The organism is Nocardia sp. NPDC056952 (genome assembly GCF_042674185.1).
In the GTDB taxonomy this organism is placed as follows: Bacteria; Actinomycetota; Actinomycetes; order Mycobacteriales; family Mycobacteriaceae; genus Nocardia.
In genome coordinates, this window is the sequence record NZ_JBHURA010000007.1 from 53,136 (window position 1) to 70,972 (window position 17,837).

General features: G+C 68.3%; 15 protein-coding genes. 6 read left to right on the forward strand and 9 right to left on the reverse strand.

The window, feature by feature from the left end:
* Nucleotides 1-11 precede the first annotated feature (11 nt).
* Entirely contained in the window at nucleotides 12-737 is a 726-nt protein-coding gene (locus tag ACFTS5_RS23555; protein ID WP_378635240.1) for a GNAT family N-acetyltransferase, read from the forward strand.
* Nucleotides 738-795: 58 nt separating this feature from the next.
* Here the strand turns inward: ACFTS5_RS23555 and ACFTS5_RS23560 are convergent, their stop codons facing one another.
* From ACFTS5_RS23560 to ACFTS5_RS23585, 6 genes are all read right to left on the reverse strand, one after another.
* Nucleotides 796-2,007, reverse strand: coding sequence for an N-acetylmuramoyl-L-alanine amidase (locus ACFTS5_RS23560; protein ID WP_378634629.1), 1,212 nt, complete (start codon nucleotides 2,005-2,007; stop codon nucleotides 796-798).
* 132 nt (nucleotides 2,008-2,139) lie between these two features.
* Entirely contained in the window at nucleotides 2,140-2,472 is a 333-nt protein-coding gene (trxA, locus tag ACFTS5_RS23565; RefSeq protein WP_378634630.1) for a thioredoxin, read from the reverse strand.
* Nucleotides 2,473-2,504: 32 nt separating this feature from the next.
* Entirely contained in the window at nucleotides 2,505-3,491 is a 987-nt protein-coding gene (trxB, locus tag ACFTS5_RS23570; protein ID WP_378634632.1) for a thioredoxin-disulfide reductase, read from the reverse strand.
* Nucleotides 3,492-3,579: 88 nt separating this feature from the next.
* Nucleotides 3,580-4,320 (reverse strand): hypothetical protein, encoded by a 741-nt coding sequence (locus ACFTS5_RS23575; RefSeq protein WP_378634634.1) that lies wholly within the window; start codon nucleotides 4,318-4,320, stop codon nucleotides 3,580-3,582.
* Nucleotides 4,321-4,416: 96 nt separating this feature from the next.
* Nucleotides 4,417-5,013 (reverse strand): RNA polymerase sigma factor SigM, encoded by a 597-nt coding sequence (gene sigM / locus ACFTS5_RS23580; RefSeq protein ID WP_378635242.1) that lies wholly within the window; start codon nucleotides 5,011-5,013, stop codon nucleotides 4,417-4,419.
* Between the two features lie 295 nt (nucleotides 5,014-5,308).
* Complete coding sequence (locus ACFTS5_RS23585) at nucleotides 5,309-8,926, reverse strand: murein biosynthesis integral membrane protein MurJ (RefSeq protein ID WP_378635245.1); 3,618 nt, start codon at nucleotides 8,924-8,926, stop codon at nucleotides 5,309-5,311.
* Between the two features lie 693 nt (nucleotides 8,927-9,619).
* On the opposite strand from ACFTS5_RS23585, the gene ACFTS5_RS23590 reads away from it, so the two are divergent.
* Nucleotides 9,620-10,189, forward strand: a complete 570-nt coding sequence (locus tag ACFTS5_RS23590) for a hypothetical protein (protein WP_378634636.1) — start codon at nucleotides 9,620-9,622, stop codon at nucleotides 10,187-10,189.
* A gap of 72 nt (nucleotides 10,190-10,261) precedes the next feature.
* On the opposite strand, the gene ACFTS5_RS23595 is transcribed toward ACFTS5_RS23590, so the two are convergent.
* Together ACFTS5_RS23595 and ACFTS5_RS23600 are read right to left on the reverse strand one after the other, a co-directional pair.
* On the reverse strand, nucleotides 10,262-12,730 hold the full coding sequence (locus ACFTS5_RS23595) for a DUF6049 family protein (RefSeq protein ID WP_378634637.1): 2,469 nt from the start codon (nucleotides 12,728-12,730) through the stop codon (nucleotides 10,262-10,264).
* The gene (locus ACFTS5_RS23600) at nucleotides 12,727-13,182 is read right to left on the reverse strand and encodes an NUDIX hydrolase (protein WP_228536794.1); all 456 of its coding nucleotides are present in this window, start codon (nucleotides 13,180-13,182) and stop codon (nucleotides 12,727-12,729) included. The genes ACFTS5_RS23595 and ACFTS5_RS23600 overlap by 4 nt, the downstream gene beginning before the upstream one ends.
* Nucleotides 13,183-13,374: 192 nt before the next feature.
* Between ACFTS5_RS23600 and ACFTS5_RS23605 the strand changes: the two genes are divergently transcribed.
* Complete coding sequence (locus tag ACFTS5_RS23605) at nucleotides 13,375-14,808, forward strand: CCA tRNA nucleotidyltransferase (RefSeq protein WP_378634639.1); 1,434 nt, start codon at nucleotides 13,375-13,377, stop codon at nucleotides 14,806-14,808.
* Here the strand turns inward: ACFTS5_RS23605 and ACFTS5_RS23610 are convergent, their stop codons facing one another.
* Nucleotides 14,809-15,624, reverse strand: a complete 816-nt coding sequence (locus ACFTS5_RS23610; protein WP_378634640.1) for a hypothetical protein — start codon at nucleotides 15,622-15,624, stop codon at nucleotides 14,809-14,811.
* A 138-nt stretch (nucleotides 15,625-15,762) separates the two neighbouring features.
* Here ACFTS5_RS23610 and ACFTS5_RS23615 point away from each other — a divergent pair, with 138 nt between their 5' ends.
* From ACFTS5_RS23615 to ACFTS5_RS23625, 3 genes are read left to right on the forward strand one after another with little or no spacing between them, the layout of a single operon-like run.
* Complete coding sequence (locus tag ACFTS5_RS23615; protein ID WP_378634642.1) at nucleotides 15,763-16,161, forward strand: molybdopterin-binding protein; 399 nt, start codon at nucleotides 15,763-15,765, stop codon at nucleotides 16,159-16,161.
* Nucleotides 16,158-16,901 (forward strand): molybdate ABC transporter substrate-binding protein, encoded by a 744-nt coding sequence (gene modA / locus ACFTS5_RS23620; protein ID WP_378634643.1) that lies wholly within the window; start codon nucleotides 16,158-16,160, stop codon nucleotides 16,899-16,901. Before ACFTS5_RS23615 ends, modA begins: the two co-directional genes overlap by 4 nt.
* Nucleotides 16,898-17,737: an ABC transporter permease gene (locus tag ACFTS5_RS23625; RefSeq protein WP_378634645.1), complete on the forward strand. Its 840-nt coding sequence runs from the start codon at nucleotides 16,898-16,900 to the stop codon at nucleotides 17,735-17,737. The genes modA and ACFTS5_RS23625 overlap by 4 nt, the downstream gene beginning before the upstream one ends.
* Nucleotides 17,738-17,837: the final 100 nt, after the last annotated feature.

The following is a 17,837-nucleotide window of genomic DNA, read 5'->3' on the forward strand; positions in this document are numbered from 1 at the left end:
TGAACAGAGCGGTGTCGACCAGCGTCACGGCTTTGACTCTCGACGGGCTCGGTCAGCTCCCGGCGCACACGCGGCGGTGTGTGTTCTGGGAGCTCGACCCGGCCGTCGCCGCGGACTCGCACGCGTTCAGCGATCCGGTCTTCGAAAAGGAAGCCTGGCTCTCGACGGTGATGCTCGAGTGGGGTTCGTGCGGGCAGGTGGCCCACGTGGACAACAACCTCGCGGGCTGCGCGCTGTACTCACCCCCGAGTGCCGTGCCACGTTCCGCGCTGTTCCCCACCTCCCCCGTAAGCCCGGACGCGGTCCTGCTGACCACGCTGCAGGCCGAATTCCCCTACGACGAGGCCGATGTAGCCCATCGCCTCGTTCAGGCCGTGGTGGCCGATCTGGTGCGTCGTGGCGTGCGGGCACTGGAAGCGTTCGGCATTCGCAACGGCCCACCGTCGAGTTCGGTGGCCGATCGCGGCTTCGGATCGTCGATGCGGCTGATGGAACGGATCGCGGCGCCGCTGCGGGACCCGTCGTCGGCGACGAGGTGCACTCCCGAAACCTGCATGATCGACGCGGATTTCCTCGCCGAGGTCGGTTTCGAAGTGGTGGCCCCGCACCACCGCTTCCCCCGGCTGCGCCTGGAACTCGACTCCGATCACGGCTGGAAGGAAGACGTCGAGCGCGCGCTCGATCAACTCCTGGCGGCGGCGTCGATGGAACCGCCCTCGCGCGTCGGCGCGCACTGACCCGAGACAACAAGAACGGCCCCGCGGACAACCGCGGGGCCGTTGGTCTTGTGTGGGGCTAGACGCGCGGGGCGGGCACGTTGCCCGCGTCGGCGGCCGCCAGTTCTTCGGCGAGCAACTCGGCGAAGGTGTAGGTGCCGGTCGGCTGGTCGTCCTGGCCGAGCAGATAGAGCCGCTTCACCGAGATCAGAATCGCTTCGGCGATCACGTCGCGCATGCGCGGGTTGGTGAGGACCGAGGCATCGTAGTCGTTGGTGAGGTAGCCGAGGTCGACCTGCACGGTCGGCATCTTGGTCAGGCGCAACAGGTCCCAGGTGCGCTGATGAGTCCGGCAGTCCTGCACCGAGGTTCGGGCCACCACTTCGCGCTGAATGAAACCGGCCAGTACCTGACCGATCATCGACACCGAACCGTGCGAGTTGCCCCAGTAGAAACCGGCCACTCCCTTCGCGGACGGATTGTCACTGGTCGCGCAGCGCAGCGAGATCATCAGGTCGGCATCGAAGGCGTTGGAGGTGTCGGCGCGTTCGGCATCGGTGGGGTTGGCGCCCCATGGCCGGGACAGGAAGGTTTCCATGCCGGTCGCGGCCATCCGGCCTTCGAGCCTGGAAGCGAGATCCCACAGGATCTCCGACTCGTAGACGTCGCCGTACTCGGTGGGCACCGCGAAACCCTTGTCGGTGCCGCCGAATCCGGGATCGATGACGATCCGCTTGCCGGTGAGCTGCGGGCCCGCACGATGCACCACTTCTTCCTCGGCGATGCGATGCGGGTTGCCACCGGTGACGCGCGCGCCGAGCAGATCCAGCGAGCGCAAGGTGTCGGGTCCGCAGATACCGTCGGCGGACAGGCCGATCTCGCGCTGGAACGCGCTGAGCCCGTCGTGGGTGTGCGGGCCGAAGTGCCCGTCCACCCGGTACACGTAGAAGCCGAGATCCTGCAGCTTGCGCTGCAGGGTGGCCACGTCGTCACCGTAGAGCGGTGCCGACAATTGGTAGATCAACGTGCGAGCACCCAGCCGGTAGGAGGCTTCCTTCAGCGCGCGATAGGTGGCCGGACCGACCACCCCGTCGACGAGGAGACCGCGCTGCTGCTGGAACGCGCGGATCGCCGAATCGAGGGGCCGATCGAACACCGCCTCGGTGTCCTTCCAATACTCCGGTCCGTCAGTGGATTCGACGTGTGGGAGATGCAGGAAACCGAGGCTTGCGAGGGTGCTCCGAACCTCTGCGACGGCTGGTCCTGAATCGCCGTGACGAAGTCGGTGCATGCGTGAGAGCCCTTTCCTTCGGCCGGAGCGTCCGTCGATTGTCTCAGACCCGGGCCGCTTTGCGGGAATCCCGGGTCCAGGCATCCTACGGCGCGTCGGCCGGTAGGAAGCGCTTTTGTCGGATGCTCTGTGTTAGATGAGACCGTCGAGCTCGCGCAGCAGCGCCGCCTTACCTTTCGCGCCGACGATCTGCTTCACCGGCTTGCCACCCTGGAACAAGATCATCGTGGGCAGCGACAGGATCTGGTAGTCGCGGGCGGTGCCGGGATTGGCCTCGGTGTCGAGCTTGGCGACGGTCAGCTTGTCGGCGTGGGTGCCCGCGATCTCCTCCAGCACGGGGGCGACCATCTTGCACGGGCCGCACCAGTCGGCCCAGAAGTCGACGAGCACCGGCTTTTCGCTGAGCAGGACGTCGTCGGCGAAGGACTGGTCGGTGACGGTGATGGTGTTGGCACTCTCGGCCATGGGTGTCTCCTCGACAGGGGTGGAACTCGAAATCAGTTGGCGCGCACAGCGGCCGGGCCGTCGGCGTGGTCGAGCGTGTTGGCGGTGATGTCGCCCTGCTCGGCGAGCCAGCGTTCGGCGTCGATCGCGGCGCGGCAGCCGGTGCCCGCGGCGGTGATCGCCTGCCGGTAGGTGTGGTCGACGAGGTCGCCCACGGCGAAAACACCCGCGACATCGGTGGCGGTGCCCGGATCGGTCACCTGCACATAGCCTTCGCCGTCGAGTGCGACCTGGCCCTTGACGAGTTCGCTGCGCGGATCGTGCCCGATGGCGACGAACAGGCCGGTCGCGTCGAGCTCGGACTCCGCGCCGGTGCGGGTGTCGCGCAGGGTGAGGCTGGTGACGCTCTTCTCACCGTTGACCTTCACAACCTCGGAGTTGAGCTGGAATTTGATCTTCTCGTTGGCCTTGGCGCGCTCGAGCATGATCCGTGACGCACGGAACTCCTCACGGCGGTGCACGATGGTGACGCTCGCGGCGAACTTGGTGAGGAAGGTCGCTTCCTCCATGGCGGAGTCGCCGCCGCCGACCACGACGATGTCCTGGCCCTTGAAGAAGAAGCCGTCGCAGGTGGCGCAGGCGCTCACGCCGCGGCCGAGCAGGTCCTGCTCCCCCGGCACGTTCAGGTAGCGCGCGGCCGAACCCATCGCGAGGATCACGGCGTAGGCCTCGAAGGTCTCGTCACCGACGGTGACCTTCTTCACGGGGCCGGACAGGTCGATCGCGTCGACGTCCTCGGTGCGCAGCTCGGCGCCGAAACGCTTGGCCTGGTCGCGCATCTGCTCCATGAGGTCGGGGCCCATGATGCCGTCGCGGAAGCCGGGGAAGTTCTCCACCTCGGTGGTGGTCATCAGGGCGCCACCGAACTGGGTGCCCTCGAAGACCAGCGGCGAAAGCTCCGCGCGGGCGGCGTAGACGGCCGCCGTGTAGCCGGCGGGCCCTGAGCCGACGATGATCAGGTCGCGAACTGGCGTGCTCATGGGGACCTTCCGAGAAGTAAAGCTGGGACGTGTCGGTCAACAACAGCCTAAACGGTGTTGTTCCCGGTATTTCCTCGCGGCTGGTCCCTCAGCCGATGTCGCGCAGGGTGAGCCGTTCCGGGGTGCCGGTGGTGCAGCCGGTGCCGACCACCAGGGCGGTGATGGTGGGGGCCTGCTCGCCCTGGACGAGGACCAGGACGGCATCGGAGCCACGGAAAGTGATATTCGACGCTCCCAGCACCGCGCGGTCGATGCCGTTGGCTTGCACGCAGCGGGTGAGGGCGGCTTCGTCGGCCAGCGGGCCGATCACGTCGCGTTTGCCCAGCGCGCGTAGTGCGGCGGCGGTGGTGAGTTCGTCGGCGGCCGCAGGTTCGGTGAACGGCGCGGCGGTGGGGGTGCCCTCGGTGGTGTCGAACGTGCTGAACACCGCGCCGGCGCCCGCCAGGACGGCCACGGTGGCGGCGGCCGCGGCGAGTAGCCCCAGTCGGCGCCGGGAACGGTAGCGGTCCAGCGAGATCGGGGCCTCGTCGGCCGGTACGGGGGAAACGGCCGCAAGCGGCGTGATGCGCTCGGTCGGGCCCTCCCCCGCGTCGAGTTCGGCGACGAATCGGAACATGCGGTCGGCCACGTCGTCGGGCATGCGGTGCATGACCCGCTCGTCGGTGGCGAGCGTGCGGAGGTGGGTGTTCACCTCGTCGAGCTTGTTCAGGTAGTGCAGCGCGTCTTCGTCGGTGCGGACCACGGGCCACAGCTGCTCGCACAATTCGGGCGCGAGGTTGTCGGCATGCAGATCGGCCAGCAGTTCCGACGGGAACGGAGGCTGCGGCACGGATCGAGACACCCTCGCACCTCCCCTGTTCTGTCGATATCGGATCGCAGGATTTACATCGCTGACTTGTTCGTCACTGTTAATGACGCATCCCGACTACATCCGGTTCCCTGGATCCCGGAAAAATTCCAAACGTTCTTGCAAACGTACGCGCGCTCGGGCGCATCGGCTCTTGATCGTGCCCGGCGCCACGCCGAGCGCAGCGGCGGTTTCGGCGACGCTGCGGCCCTCCATCTCGGTCATGACCAGGGCCAATCGTTGTTCGTCAGGGAGGGTGAACAGCGCCTCGCTCACGACGGTGGACAGTTCGTAATGCGCGAAGGCGTCGTGCGGGTCGACCGCCTCGGGCATGGTGTCGGGCAGGATCGACACGGCGCGACGGGTCTTGTTGCGCCGGATCCGGTCGAGGCAGGCGTTCACCACGATCGCGTGCAGCCAGCTGCGCACCTCGGATTCGGCGCGGAACGAGTCGGCGGTGCGATGGGCCGAGAACAAGGCGTCCTGCAGACAGTCGGCGGCGTCCTCGCGGTTGTAGGACGTGCGCAGCGCGGTCTGCCACAGATGGTCGGAATGCCTGCGCAGCAGTTCGGCGAAGACATACGGTTCCCCGCGAACGTGGGCGGCAAGCAGTTGCTTGTCGCTGCCGTTCTCCAGGAACGAGCGGACGCTGGGCGCGACCTGCCGCGGTGGCACACCGCGGACTTGCTCGTTGACATCCGGCGACAAAACTGACCCCTTGGACAGCGCTCATTACGGCGACTTCGAGCCGACGAACAAGGCCGATCCATCACCTGACTACAACGCGGCGTCCAGGATCGACGTCAACAAATCCTGGGTAACTCTCAACCGAGAGCGCGGGGGGATCATATCGTTGATAACAATTACGCACCAACCGGACCGCGGTTCGATGAAGATCGGCAACGGGCCCGGAAATGGTCGACCACCTGCGCAGATAGCAGAGGTGGGAGAGTTTTACGGCGCGATGAGACTAAGGGGCCGCGTCGAAGCGGACGTCGGCGATCGCGGTCTGGAACTGACCGCCGGAATTCGCCAGGCCGGTGATCCAGACGAGCACGAAACGAGCGGCCTGATCGGTCTGCACGGCGATATCGGTGATGCCGTCGCCGAGCTTGGCCGAACCGATCAGCTGGGTCTGGTCGAGAGTGGGCGCCTCGGTGGGCGAGGTACGGATCTCGACCGTGCTGCCCGCACTGGGTGAGGTGATCGACACATTGGTGAGCTTGGCCGGCGTCGGCAGCGTGGCCAGCAGCCCCACGCCCTTCTTGAGGGCGGGGAACTGCTGGAAGTACTGATCTGTGCGCCACACCGTCGCCGCGTTGTGGTCGAGCACCGCGCCCGCCGCCGCGGCGCCGTCGGGGGTGCCCTCCGGGGAGAACACCGCGGCACCGGTAACCGGCACCGGCACACTCGTCGGCGCCGCCGCGGGGTCGTCGGCGGGCGGTGCGGACGCCGCGGGCGGCGCCACACTCGAGGTGAGCCCGATATTGATCTGCTGGTCCAGCGGCTTGTCCGACGCGCCGGGCGCGAAGATGCTGACCATCCACCAAATCAGCACGCCGACCACCAGCGCGGCGAGCACGCCGAGGCCGACCATGATCCACATCATCCGCTTGGAGCGTTCCCGCTCGGCCGCGAGCAGTTCCGGGTCGGCGAGTGAATCGGCACCGGGGGCCACAGCCCGCTGACCCAGACGTAAGACCGGAATGAAGTCGGTCTTCTGATCGACGACCGAGGCCTGCTCGAGCACGTGCTGCACGGTGGCAGCGGTACGCACGCCCTTGTTGGACTCCAGCGAGCGAACCGCGACGGCCGAGATCTCGAACGGCACCTCCGGCCGGATCTGCCGCGGTTCCACCGGCGTGCCGTCCGGCCCGAAATCGGCCAGTCGCAGACCGCCGATGGTGGCCGCCGACCCGGTGACACCGCCGACACGAATCGGCCAGCGTGCGGTGATCAGGGCGTAGAGCATCGCGCCGAGGCCACGGACGTCGCCTTGCGCGTCGGAATCGCCGAGGGTGCCGGGGAACGCGAGGACGGCGTCACCGGAGGCACTGATCCGGATCCGATCGGGGTGATCGATCGACAGCGAGCCGCCGCCACGGTGAGCGAGTTCGGCCGCCGAGGCGAGCGCCCTGATGGCCCGGGCCGCGCCGACCGGCGACGGCACGGTCTCGGCCATCTCGCGCAGCGAACGACCGGGGGTCCACTCGGCCACGACGATGCCGCCGGAGCTGCCACGGACCACGTCGAGGACTCTGGCCAGGCCGGGCGAATTGATCCGGCCCAGCCGCAGCGTGCGCGACAGCACCGCCTGCGGGCCGTCGTGACCGGAGTTCTCGCCCGAGGTCTGATCGGCGTCCACGAAGGTCAGCGCGACCTCGCGATCGAGCTTGATATCGAGTGCCTGCCAGAACTTCAGCCCGCGCGCACCGCCGTGACCGGCCAGCAAACGGTACCGGCCACCGGCGACGGATGCGCCGGGGATGAGCTTGGGGCCACGCTGCCCACGGTTGGCCGCGGCGCTCGGGGGCACCTGCGGTGGAATCGGCAACATGCCGGTGTCGTATGTCGGATCGTGCGGCGGCATGGCCGAACGCGCGCCGTCTTCGTGCGTATCGCCTTCGTCTGGCGCGTCGGTATGCTCGGAATCCGTCGAGTTCGGCGCATCGGGCCCGACCTCGGTGGACATTCCTGCTGCCGCGCGCGCCGCAGAATCAGCGGCCGGGACGCCGCCCACCGCGTCATCGCTCACCCTCGGTCCTCCTTCGGCCTGAAAACCCGTGTCGGTCTGCGGAACAGCGTACGGGAACTGTGCTTTACCGGTGCTGTCAACAGCGCCCGGTCGAATGACGGGAAGCACCATGGTCTGGGTGTCCAAAGACTGCCCGTATGCGGGGAATCCGTAGGTATCGGGACGGCGCAGGACGGTGGTCGCGTAGATGTCGTCTGCCGGGGTGTCGTCGAGTCCGAGATCCGGCGCGGGCGGGGTGATGCCGAGCTTGCGCGAGATCGCCACGGTGATGGCGACAACCTCGGGGATACCGGCCAGACGCATCAGGCCGAAGGCCACCGAGAACATGACCAGCGAATCGATGACGACGCGCAGCAGCGAGCCCGCGCCGCCGGAGACACGGTCGAGTCCGGTCACCGTGTCGACGATCAGCATCACCGCGCCGCCTGCGATCGAGGCGAGCAACACTCTGGTCACAGTTCGGCCGACATTGACCATTCGCAGGTCGCCGAGGCTGCGGTGCAGCAGCACGCCGCCGATCACCGCGCCCGCGGTGAATCCGAGACCGGTGGCGACACCGAGAACGATCACCACGTCGTCGCTGTCGCGGGCGATGACCGGCGCCAGTGCCGAGATCAGGATCTTGATCGTCGTGATGCCGAGGATGATCCAGGTCGGTGTCCATGCCTGCTCGCGCGCGTAGAACACCCGCAGATGGATGAGCACGAGCGAATACGGGATGAGCGAGAACGCCGACCAGCTCACCGCGCTGCCGAGCCGTTCGGCGTCGCCGGAGAATCGCGCGTAGCCGTAGAGCGCCTGGCCGATCTCCGGGCCGGCGAGAGTCATGAAAGTGACGATCGGCAGCATCGCGATCATCGTGAGTCGCGTGGCTACGGACAGGTCGTCGACCACGGCGGGGGTGTCGTCGTCGGCGGCGCTGCGGCTCAGTCTCGGCATGATCGCGGTGAGCAGAGTTACCCCGATCACGCCGTAGGGCAGCTGCAACAGTGCCCATGCGTTCGCGAAGATCGCGGGACCCGCTTCGTCGGCCGAGGAGGCGATGTTGTTCGCGACCACCAAGCCGACCTGGCTGATCAGCACGTACAAGATGATCGCGACGCCCATCTTGCCGAACTGCTTGAGTCGCGCGTCGACTCCCCACAGCGGACGCAGGTTGATCCCGTGCCTGCGGATCGCGGGTAGCAGGCAGAGTGCCTGTGTCGCCACGCCCGCGGTGATGCCGAGGCCGAGGACCAGCAGTTTCGGGTCGCTCATGCGCACCGGGTCGAGCGTGATCTCGCCGGGTGTCAGCGCGTAGACCGCCAGCACCGTCAACGCGACCACATTGTTCATCACAGGGGCCCACGCACCCGGTTTGAACGCCTGCCTGGTGTTGAGGATCGCGGTGAACAGCGCGGACATGCCATAGAAGAGCAGCGCGGGCGCCAGCAGGTAGGTCAGCGCGACGGTCAGGTTCGTGTTCACCTTGCCGTCGGAGGAGACGAGCACGTGACCGGCCAGGATCGGCGTGGCCGCCAAGGTGAGCACCGTGGCGACGAACAGCACCGTGAAGGCCGCGGTCACCAATCTGCGCACGAACGCGGCGCCGTTGTCGGCGTCCTCCTGTTCGGCGCGGATCAGGGTCGGCACGACGATGGCCGTCAGCACGGCGCCGAGGACGAGCTCGGCGACCATGTTCGGGATCAGGTTCGCCGAGATGAACGCACTCGCGATGGCCGGACCGAGCACCGTCAGCAACAGCAGCTGCTTGGCGAATCCGGTGATCCGGCTGATCAGCGTCGCGACCGCGATCGAACCCGAGTCCTTGAGCAGCTTCGCGTTGGCACTCATCGGGGCGCCGCCCGCCTTGTCGGCAGGTTCGGCCGCTACCTTCTTCGGCCGGGCGATGACCTGAGTCCGCTCCGCTGACCCGGCAGGCACACCGCTCGCGTTCCGTCCACGATCGCCGAATCCGGCACCTGCCTGGCGCCCATCCCGCGCGGGATCCGCAGCGGGCATCCCGGGGAAACTCCCCCGCGGTGGCACCGGACGTCCCTGCTCCGGCGGAGCTTGCCTGCGGCCACCGGCCTGATCGGGCCGATCCTGTCTCGGAATGGCGCCGGACTGCCCACCACGCGGCGGGACGGGTCGTTGCTGAGGGAATTCGCCCGATGGGTTCGGCCCGGATCGCCGCGGGGCGAACCCGTCCGGTCCGGGTCGTTGCTGCTGGGGGAACCCGCCCGAGCGCCCGGCGGAACCGGGTCCGGGTCGTTGCTGTTGCGGAAACTCACCTGAGCGCCCGGCGGAACCGGGTCCGGGGCGCTGCTGTTGCGGAAATTCACCTGAGCGCCCGGCGGAACCGGGTCCGGGGCGCTGCTGGGGAGGTGCGGGGCGACCGTCCGGCCCGTAAACAGGAGGGCGCGGTGGCCGGCCGGGCGGACCGGCAGGGGGCTGTGGAGGGCCGCCGACGCCGGGGCGCGGGGGCGGTCCGGGACGTTGTTGCTGCGGGAATTCACCCGAACGATTCGCCTGGCCTGGCGGTCGTTGACGGGGAGCGGGCCCGCGCCCTTGGCGTTCGCCCTGCGGCGGCCGCTGCTGATCCGGGTGGTAGTCGGCCGGTCGTGGTTGACCCTGTGCCGGGCGGAACCCGGCCGGTGGCTGTTCAGTGGGGCGACCGGGAGCCGGCGCAGCGCCGTGATCCGGCCCGGGACGGTATCCGGCCTGTTCGGGGCGCACCCCGGGCCGAGGACCTGGCGCGGCGGGCCGCTCACCGGGATGACGTGGCGCGCCGGGCAGATCCACCGCGGGCCGATTCACCGGCTGACGAAATCCACCGGGCTGTTCGAACGCCGGATCACCGGGGCGTACCGGCGGTCGGCCATCGCGAGGTGCGGGGTCCGGTCGATGACCAGGCGCGCCGGGCCGCCGATCCACGTGCTGTGCGGCCTCGTCGCGGTCGGCGTCCTGTCCGGCCGTCATCCCACGTTCCCACGGAGCACTGGGCGCCCGGCGCAGGGTCGGGTCGTCGTCGTGGTCACGCCGATGAGCGGAATCATCGTCGCCCATCATGCCTCCTGTACCCGGCGTAACCCGCGAATCCCGCCGGTCCGATGAGCGTTTCGCTCACCAGTGCCACTCTCGTCCTTGTCTGTCATGGTGCCCTGACCGCGCGTCAGGCGCGGGTGTTCACTGCCGTTGCAGCCGCTGACGTGCGCGCCGCAGTCGACCCGCCCGTTCGACCGTCTCCGGGGTGAACCCTTCGTCGGCGGGGTCGGGCTGCCCGCGGAACCGCCGCAGCAGTCGGCGCCCGGCCAGCAGCAACAGCAGTATCGCGGCACATGCGGTAATTATGGCCAGGGCTTGACCGTAGGCGTTCGAGCGCACCGAGACCGAGGTCGCCTCTCCTAGCGCTATCCCGTCCGGGGTGGTAAGGGCGATCGGAATGACCAGCTTACGGCTGTCGCTCACCTCGGTCGGGATCTGGAACGACCGGGTCCCGGACGGCGGAAGCAGCTGTTCGCCGATATCGGTGATGTTCGTCTCGGCAGGCGCTTCGATCCGGAACATCACCCGGATGGCGACGGGCAGTTCATTGCGCGCCACCAGCAACAACGGGCTCTGCTCGGAGGCCAGCGTGTACACCCCGCCCGGTGGCAGCACCGAGACCGAGGAGAACATCGTGTCCAGTTCACGGGTCGCCTGGTCGATGCGCCGCTGGGCGTGCAGATCGGCGAGCGTGTCGTTGTCGGCCCTGCGGTCGGACAGGCTCAGCGCGCGCAGCAGGTCCTCGCGCGCCGGGGTGAGGAACGCGTGCGGGGTGAGCTCGGATTCGGGCAGTTCGACCAGTGCGCGCATCAGCTCGGTCACCCGGGCGCCTTGGTCGTGAACCGGTCCGATGAACTGTTCCGGCGCGGCGTCCTGGGCGGCGCGCGGCAGGTACTCCAGCGCGAACGGCCGCGGATCGGGTGCCTGCGTGACGAGGTCGGTGAAGCTGCGCGGGCTCGCGAGGTTGTTGCGGGTGAGCAGTTCGACCTGTTTGAGCAGCGCGACGCCCTCCTCCCGGCTGGCACCCCACTGCTGCGGTGGCATCAGCAGCTGCGAGCGCGGCCGGTCCGGCGACGGATTGAGCGCACTCCACGCCATCGCGCCGAGCGCGTCCTGCAACCGGGCCGCGCGTGAGTCGTTGGTGACGTCGAAACGCACCTTCGACGGCGTGAACGACGGCGTCGGCGGGTTAGAGCCGACCGCGGCCAGCGCGGTGGCCGACCAGATGTCGAAGGTGGTCACCCGCAGCGCGGGATCGGTCCCGGCGGTGGCGCCGGCGGGCGGTTCCACGCTCACGCCCGGCACCCGCACGACATCGGGCGCCGACTGTTCCCCACCGACGACCACATCGGGTGTGAGCGTGGTCGGGGCGGAGGTGAGCGCGTTGTCGGTATCGGCGGGCGACCCGTCACCCGACACCGCGGAACCGGCCAGCACCGCCGTGCCGTATCCGTGCTCGCGCAACAACAGCCCGGCCGGATCGTCGATGCTGCCCGAATCGGGCAGGCTCACCCCGCGCAGCGACTGCGTGCCGAGGATCGAGTCCACTACATCGGCGGGCGCGAGCAGGGCCCGCGCCGACAGACCCGGATCGTTCACCGCGGCCAGTGCCGACACGTCGACCTGCGCGAACGGCAGGGCCACCGTGCACATCGATCCGGCCAGCGCGCGCAACCGGTCGAGCCAGGCCTGCGCGTTGGCCGCCCCGGCCCCCTCCCTGGTCGCCCCGCTCGGATCCGACGGACTGGCCAGCACCCGATAGCCGCGCGTCATCGTCTGCACGGTCGAGACCAGGTCGGGGTCGATGGCGATACACACCGATCCGGCCACACTTCTGTCTTTGCCCGGCGCGGGCACCACCGATTCCAGCGCGGCGACGAGCTGTTCGAGACGCCCGCCCTTGCCGACCGAGGCCGCCAGTTCGTCGTCGAGCAGTTCGGCCTGGCCGTTCACCGAGCCGGGCTTGCCCGCGACCATGCGGGGCCGGTCGGCCAGCGGCCAGATCATCGTGGTCGCGATCGGTGATGCTTCCGGCGGCGGCGTCACCGCCGGTTCCGCGCTGCCGTCCACACCCGTGGGCGGCAGTCCGAGGACCGGGAGCAGGAATCGCGCGTCGTCGAGTCTGGCCTGGGTGCCGTAGGCGGGTTCACCGTTGACGTTGAGCAGCAGCGGATACACCCCGGGATCGGTGAGCCCGAGCGATGCCTCCGAGCCCGCGCGCAACGCGATGCTCACCGAGAACTGTTTGCGCTGACCGGGACTCAACTGCGGCGCCACATCCTGGAACGGACCGGTCACCTCGTAGTTCACCTGGTCCAGCCGTAGTGAACTGCGCAACCCGCTCGGCGAATCCACCGCGGCGGCCCGTTGGATCCGCACGCTCACATCGTCGACGACCCGGTCGCCGATATTGGTGACCGTGCCGGAGATGGTCAGCTTCGGGTCGCTGCCGGTGGTGACAGTGCCCGGAGCCACCGCGTCCAGGGTCAGCTTGAGAAACTTCGGCGTTCCCGACCCGTCCGTTTGAGCGTGCGCGACCGCGGGCAGCAGCGTCATCGAACCCAAGATGGTCAGGACCGCCGTGATCAGCCGGATCAGTCCACCCGTCATCGCTTGCCGGTCTCCATCCGGTCGATCAATCGGTTCGCCACTTCGGCCAACCGCCGTTCATCGGCGTAGGCCAACCGGGAATCCAACTCGCTCAACGGAACCCACGCAACCTGGGTCACTTCGACGTCGGCGTCGGACAGCTCACCGCCCAGACACCGCAGCAGAAAATGGTGCACGGTCTTGTGTACCCGTCTGCCCTCGGTGACGAACCAGTAATCGATGCTGCCGAGCTCGGCGACCACTTCCCCGTCGATTCCGGTTTCCTCGGCGACTTCGCGGATCGCGGTCTGCTCGGAGGTCTCGCCCTCTTCGATATGTCCTTTGGGCAGCGACCACAACAGCCGTCCGCGACGGTCGGTGCGCCCGATCAGCGCGGCGGTGCGCTGTTCCTTCGGGCCGTCGAGCCCTTCGACGACCAGGCCGCCGGCCGACGTTTCCCGGACGGTACGCATGCGGGGTTTGCCGGCGTTGTTCGCCGAACCGCGCCGCCGCGGCTGGCGGCGTCGACTGTTCGCGCGATCGGCCGGAGGAGACACCCAGCCAGCTTAGCTGTGTTGTCAGCTCCTTCGGGCGCGCGGGGAATCGATTCGACGGCGCCAGTAAAGTGCTTGTTTGTGGTTTCCCCTGACGTTGTCCCTGATGCTGTGGCGGATCGTCGTGCTCGCCTGCTGGCGGGGGCGGCGGTGACTCTGGGGCAGCTCAATGATGTTTTGGCCCCGCTGGGGGCGATGTTCGCCGAGCGGGGGCACAGTCTGTATCTCGTCGGTGGCAGCGTGCGCGACGCGGTGCTCGGCCGGCTCGGCAACGACCTGGATTTCACCACCGACGCGCGGCCGGAGGTCGTGCAGGAGTTGATGCGTGGGTGGGCCGACCACCTGTGGGATACCGGCGGCTTGGCCTTCGGCACGGTCAGTGCGGCCAAGAACGACCAGCAGCTCGAGATCACCACCTTCCGCGCCGACACCTACGACCGGGTCTCGCGCAATCCCGAGGTCACCTTCGGTGACACCCTCGAGGGCGACCTGGTGCGCCGCGACTTCACGGTGAACGCCATGGCGGTGAAGATCGCCGCCGACGGGTCGCTGGAATTCGTCGACCCGCTCAACGGGATCGAAGCGCTGCTCGAAGGCGTGCTGGATACTCCAGCGGCGCCACAGGATTCGTTCGACGACGATCCGCTGCGGATGCTGCGGGCCGCGCGCTTCGTCGCCCAGCTGGGTTTCGAGGTGGCGCCGCGGGTGCGTGCGGCGATCATCGAGATGGCCGATCAGATCGACCGGATCACCGCCGAGCGGGTGCGCGCCGAACTCGACAAGCTGATCGGCGCCGACCACCCGATCGACGGCATCAATCTGATGTGCGACACCGGTCTGGCGCAGCGCGTGCTGCCCGAGGTGCCCGCGATGAAGCTCGAGATCGACGAGCACCACCAGCACAAGGACGTGTACCAGCATTCGCTGATTGTGCTGCAGCAGGCGATCGACCAGGAGGAAGGCGACGCCGACCTGGTATTGCGCTGGGCGGCACTGCTGCACGACATCGGCAAGCCCGACACCAAACGCAACGAGCCCGCGGGCGGCGTGAGCTTCCACCACCACGAGGTGGTCGGCGCGAAGATGGTGCGCAAGCGGATGCGAGCGCTGAAGTACCCGAAGGCGTTCACCGAAGAGGTTGCGCGCCTGGTGTTTCTGCACCTGCGTTTCCACGGCTACGGCAAGGGACAGTGGACGGATTCGGCGGTGCGCCGATACGTCACCGACGCCGACGACCTGCTCGATCGCCTGCACAAGCTCGTGCGCGCCGACTGCACCACCCGCAACAAGCGCCGCGCGGCGGCCCTGCGCTCGACCTACGACGAGCTGGAGGAGCGGATCGCGGCGCTGCGCGAGCAGGAGGACCTGGCCCGGGTGCGCCCGGATCTGGACGGCAACGCGATCATGGAATTGCTCGGGCTGCCGCCGGGGCCGCAGGTCGGTAAGGCGTGGAAGTACCTGAAGGATCTGCGACTCGACCGCGGCCCGATGACGCGGGACGAGGCCGAAGCCGCCCTTCGGGAATGGTGGGCCACGCAGAACTGATCAGAAGACGATCAGTGTTGTTCCCGCGATGATGGCGTCGCGGATCTGGGTCAGGTCGAACGAGCCGGTGGTCTCGGGCAGTTCGAGCCGGAATTTCACCACGTCACCGCGCCGGTGCGCGTAGGAGATGCTGGCACGGTTGGGCAGGTCGTCGAGCAGTAGCGCGGGTGCGGGCACCACGCGCTTGGGGAGCCGGATGCCGTACCAACTGGCCTTGCGGATGTCGAGGGTGAGCAGGTTGTCGTAGACCTGCCCGTCGACGACCGCCCGCATCTTGCGCGTGCGATGCGTCGCGACGATCTGTCCGCGCTGGTCGAGCCGCACCCGCCAATCCAGGTTCTGGGCGTCCACCCAGTCCGCCAGCGCGCCGATGCCGATGGTGCCCTCGATGTCGAGCTGCTGGACCCGGACCTTGGTCGGCACACCGGGAATCAGCCGCACACCGTGCGCGACCACGGTGACCGTGTCGAACGGATGTGAGTCCCAGACCAGGTTCGACAGCACTGTCTTGCTCTGGAAGTGAGCGCCGCGTCTGCGCAGCTTGAACGTGTCGAGGGTGGCGGTGAGGTCGTGCCCGAGCAGCGTGGCACTGATCTCCTGGCCGCCGAAACGGCTGAGGATGCCCTCGCTGAGCACGGTCATCAGCACATCGGGCATGAGCGCGGTGACGGTGCCGGAACCGAGGTCGGCGACGGGGTCGGCCCAGGACGTGGTGAAGCCGAGCCACTGGTCGATCCATGACGGGTCGAGCAGACGTTTGCCCATATCGACAGCGCCTGCCAGTGACCAGGACTTCGGATCGAAATACGTGGCCATGATGGCTTCGAGCGTACTTGGCCGCGTCGCCGGTGGCCATGAAGTGTGACCCGATTATGGGATATCACGACCGGTTGTTTCCGGAAGTGCGGAGTTGTTTTCTTGTTATGTCCGAATCTGCGGACATATCCTGATCGGGTGGCGAAACTGCGAATCAAGGAAGCGGCCGATCTGCTCGGCGTCAGCGACGACACGGTGCGTCGCTGGATCGACACGGGCGCCCTCACGGCGACCAAGGACGCCGCGGGCCGCCTGGTGCTGGACGGCCGGGAGCTGGCCGAACGCGCCGTCGACCAGGCACGCACGCCACACACCCAGGTGGGTAGTGCCAGCTCGGCCCGCAATCGGTTTCCCGGTCTGGTCACTCGCGTGGTGACCGACACGGTGATGGCACAGGTGGAGATGCAATGCGGTCCTTTCACGGTGGTCTCGCTGATGAGCAGCGAATCGGTGCGCGAGCTGGGGCTCGAGCCGGGCAGCGTCGCGCTGGCCAGCGTCAAGGCCACGACAGTGGTGGTCGAGAAGGCCGCCGAATGATCGCCCGGGTCGCGCTCGGTGCCGCGCTGGTGCTGGTCACCGTGAGTGGTTGCGGGAGTGGCGATACCGAGGAGTCCACGCTCACCGTGTTCGCCGCGGCTTCGCTGAAGAGCGTTTTCACCGGCCTGGAGAAGGACTTCGAGTCCGCGAATCCGGGTGTGGACGTGCAGTTCTCGTTCGCGGGCTCGTCCGACCTGGCCGCGCAACTCCAAGCGGGAGCGCCCGCTGATGTTTTCGCCTCGGCCGACCAGCCGACCATGGACAAGGCCGTCCAGAGTGGCCGCATCACCGCAGCCCCCACCACTTTCGCCACCAACGTGCTCACCCTGGTCACGGCGCCGGGAAATCCCAAGGGCATCAGCGGAATCAACGACCTCGCCGACGCGACCGTGGTCGTCTGTGCCCCCCAGGTTCCGTGCGGCCGGGCGACGAAAAAGGTCGCCGACGCCGCGGGGGCCACGCTGCGTCCGGTGAGCGAGGAATCCTCGGTGGCCGATGTTCTCACCAAGGTGACCTCCGGCCAGGCCGACGCCGGCTTCGTCTACGTCACCGATGCTTCCGCCGCGGGTGCGAAGGTGGGCGTCGTGGCGGTTCCCGAGGCGTCGGCTGCCGTGAACACCTATCCGATTGCCGTGGTGGCCGATTCGAAGCAAGCCACGAACGCGCGGAAATTCGCCGAACTGGTCACCGGCCCCACCGGACGCGCGGCCCTGGCCGCAGCGGGGTTCGGCGCACCGTGACCGGTGTCGGCAGTACCGGGCTGCCTCGGTGGTTGCCGGTGCTCGCCGTCTTCGGTTTCGCACTGGTGGTACTCCCGCTGGCCGCGTTGGCCTGGGGAGTGGAGTGGGGTCGGTTCGCTGAGCTCGTGAGTACCGAAGCATCAAGGGACGCACTGTGGTTGAGCCTGCGCACCGCTACCGCGAGCACCGTGCTGTGCCTGGTGTTCGGGGTGCCGATGGCGGCGGTGCTGGCGCGAGCTCGGTGGCAAGGGTTGCCGATGTTGCGCGCTCTTGTGCTGCTGCCCTTGGTATTACCGCCGGTGGTCGGCGGAATCGCGCTGCTCTACACCTTCGGCCGGCGGGGGCTGCTCGGCGAACACCTGGAAGCCGCGGGGATTCGGATCGCGTTCAGCACGACCGCGGTCGTGCTGGCGCAAACCTTTGTGGCACTGCCCTTTCTGGTGCTCACCCTCGAAGGGGCGTTGCGGACGGCGGGTAGCCGCTACGAGCAGATCGCCGCGACGCTCGGTGCGGGCCCGAGCACGGTCTGGTGGCGGATCACCCTTCCCCTGCTCCGCCCCGCGCTGATCTCCGGCGCGGTCCTCGCCTTCGCTCGCGCCCTCGGCGAATTCGGCGCCACCCTCACCTTCGCGGGCAGTCTCCAAGGCCGCACCCGCACCCTCCCACTGGAGATCTACCTCCAGCGTGAAGCCGATCCCGACGCGGCCGTCGCCCTGTCGGTGGTGCTGATCGTCGTCGCCGTCCTGATCGTCCTGCTCGCCTACCGCCGCACCAGCCCGATCCCCGGCACCCAGCTGCGCAGCGGTGCCCCGCGAGCGATCGGCGGCGCGAAGTGACCGAGGATTCGCCCGAGCAGAGCCCCGCAACCGGACCGGCTGATGTGCCGAGCGACCATACCGGCCCACCTGCGACGTGGCCCGCCGATCGTTCGAGCCC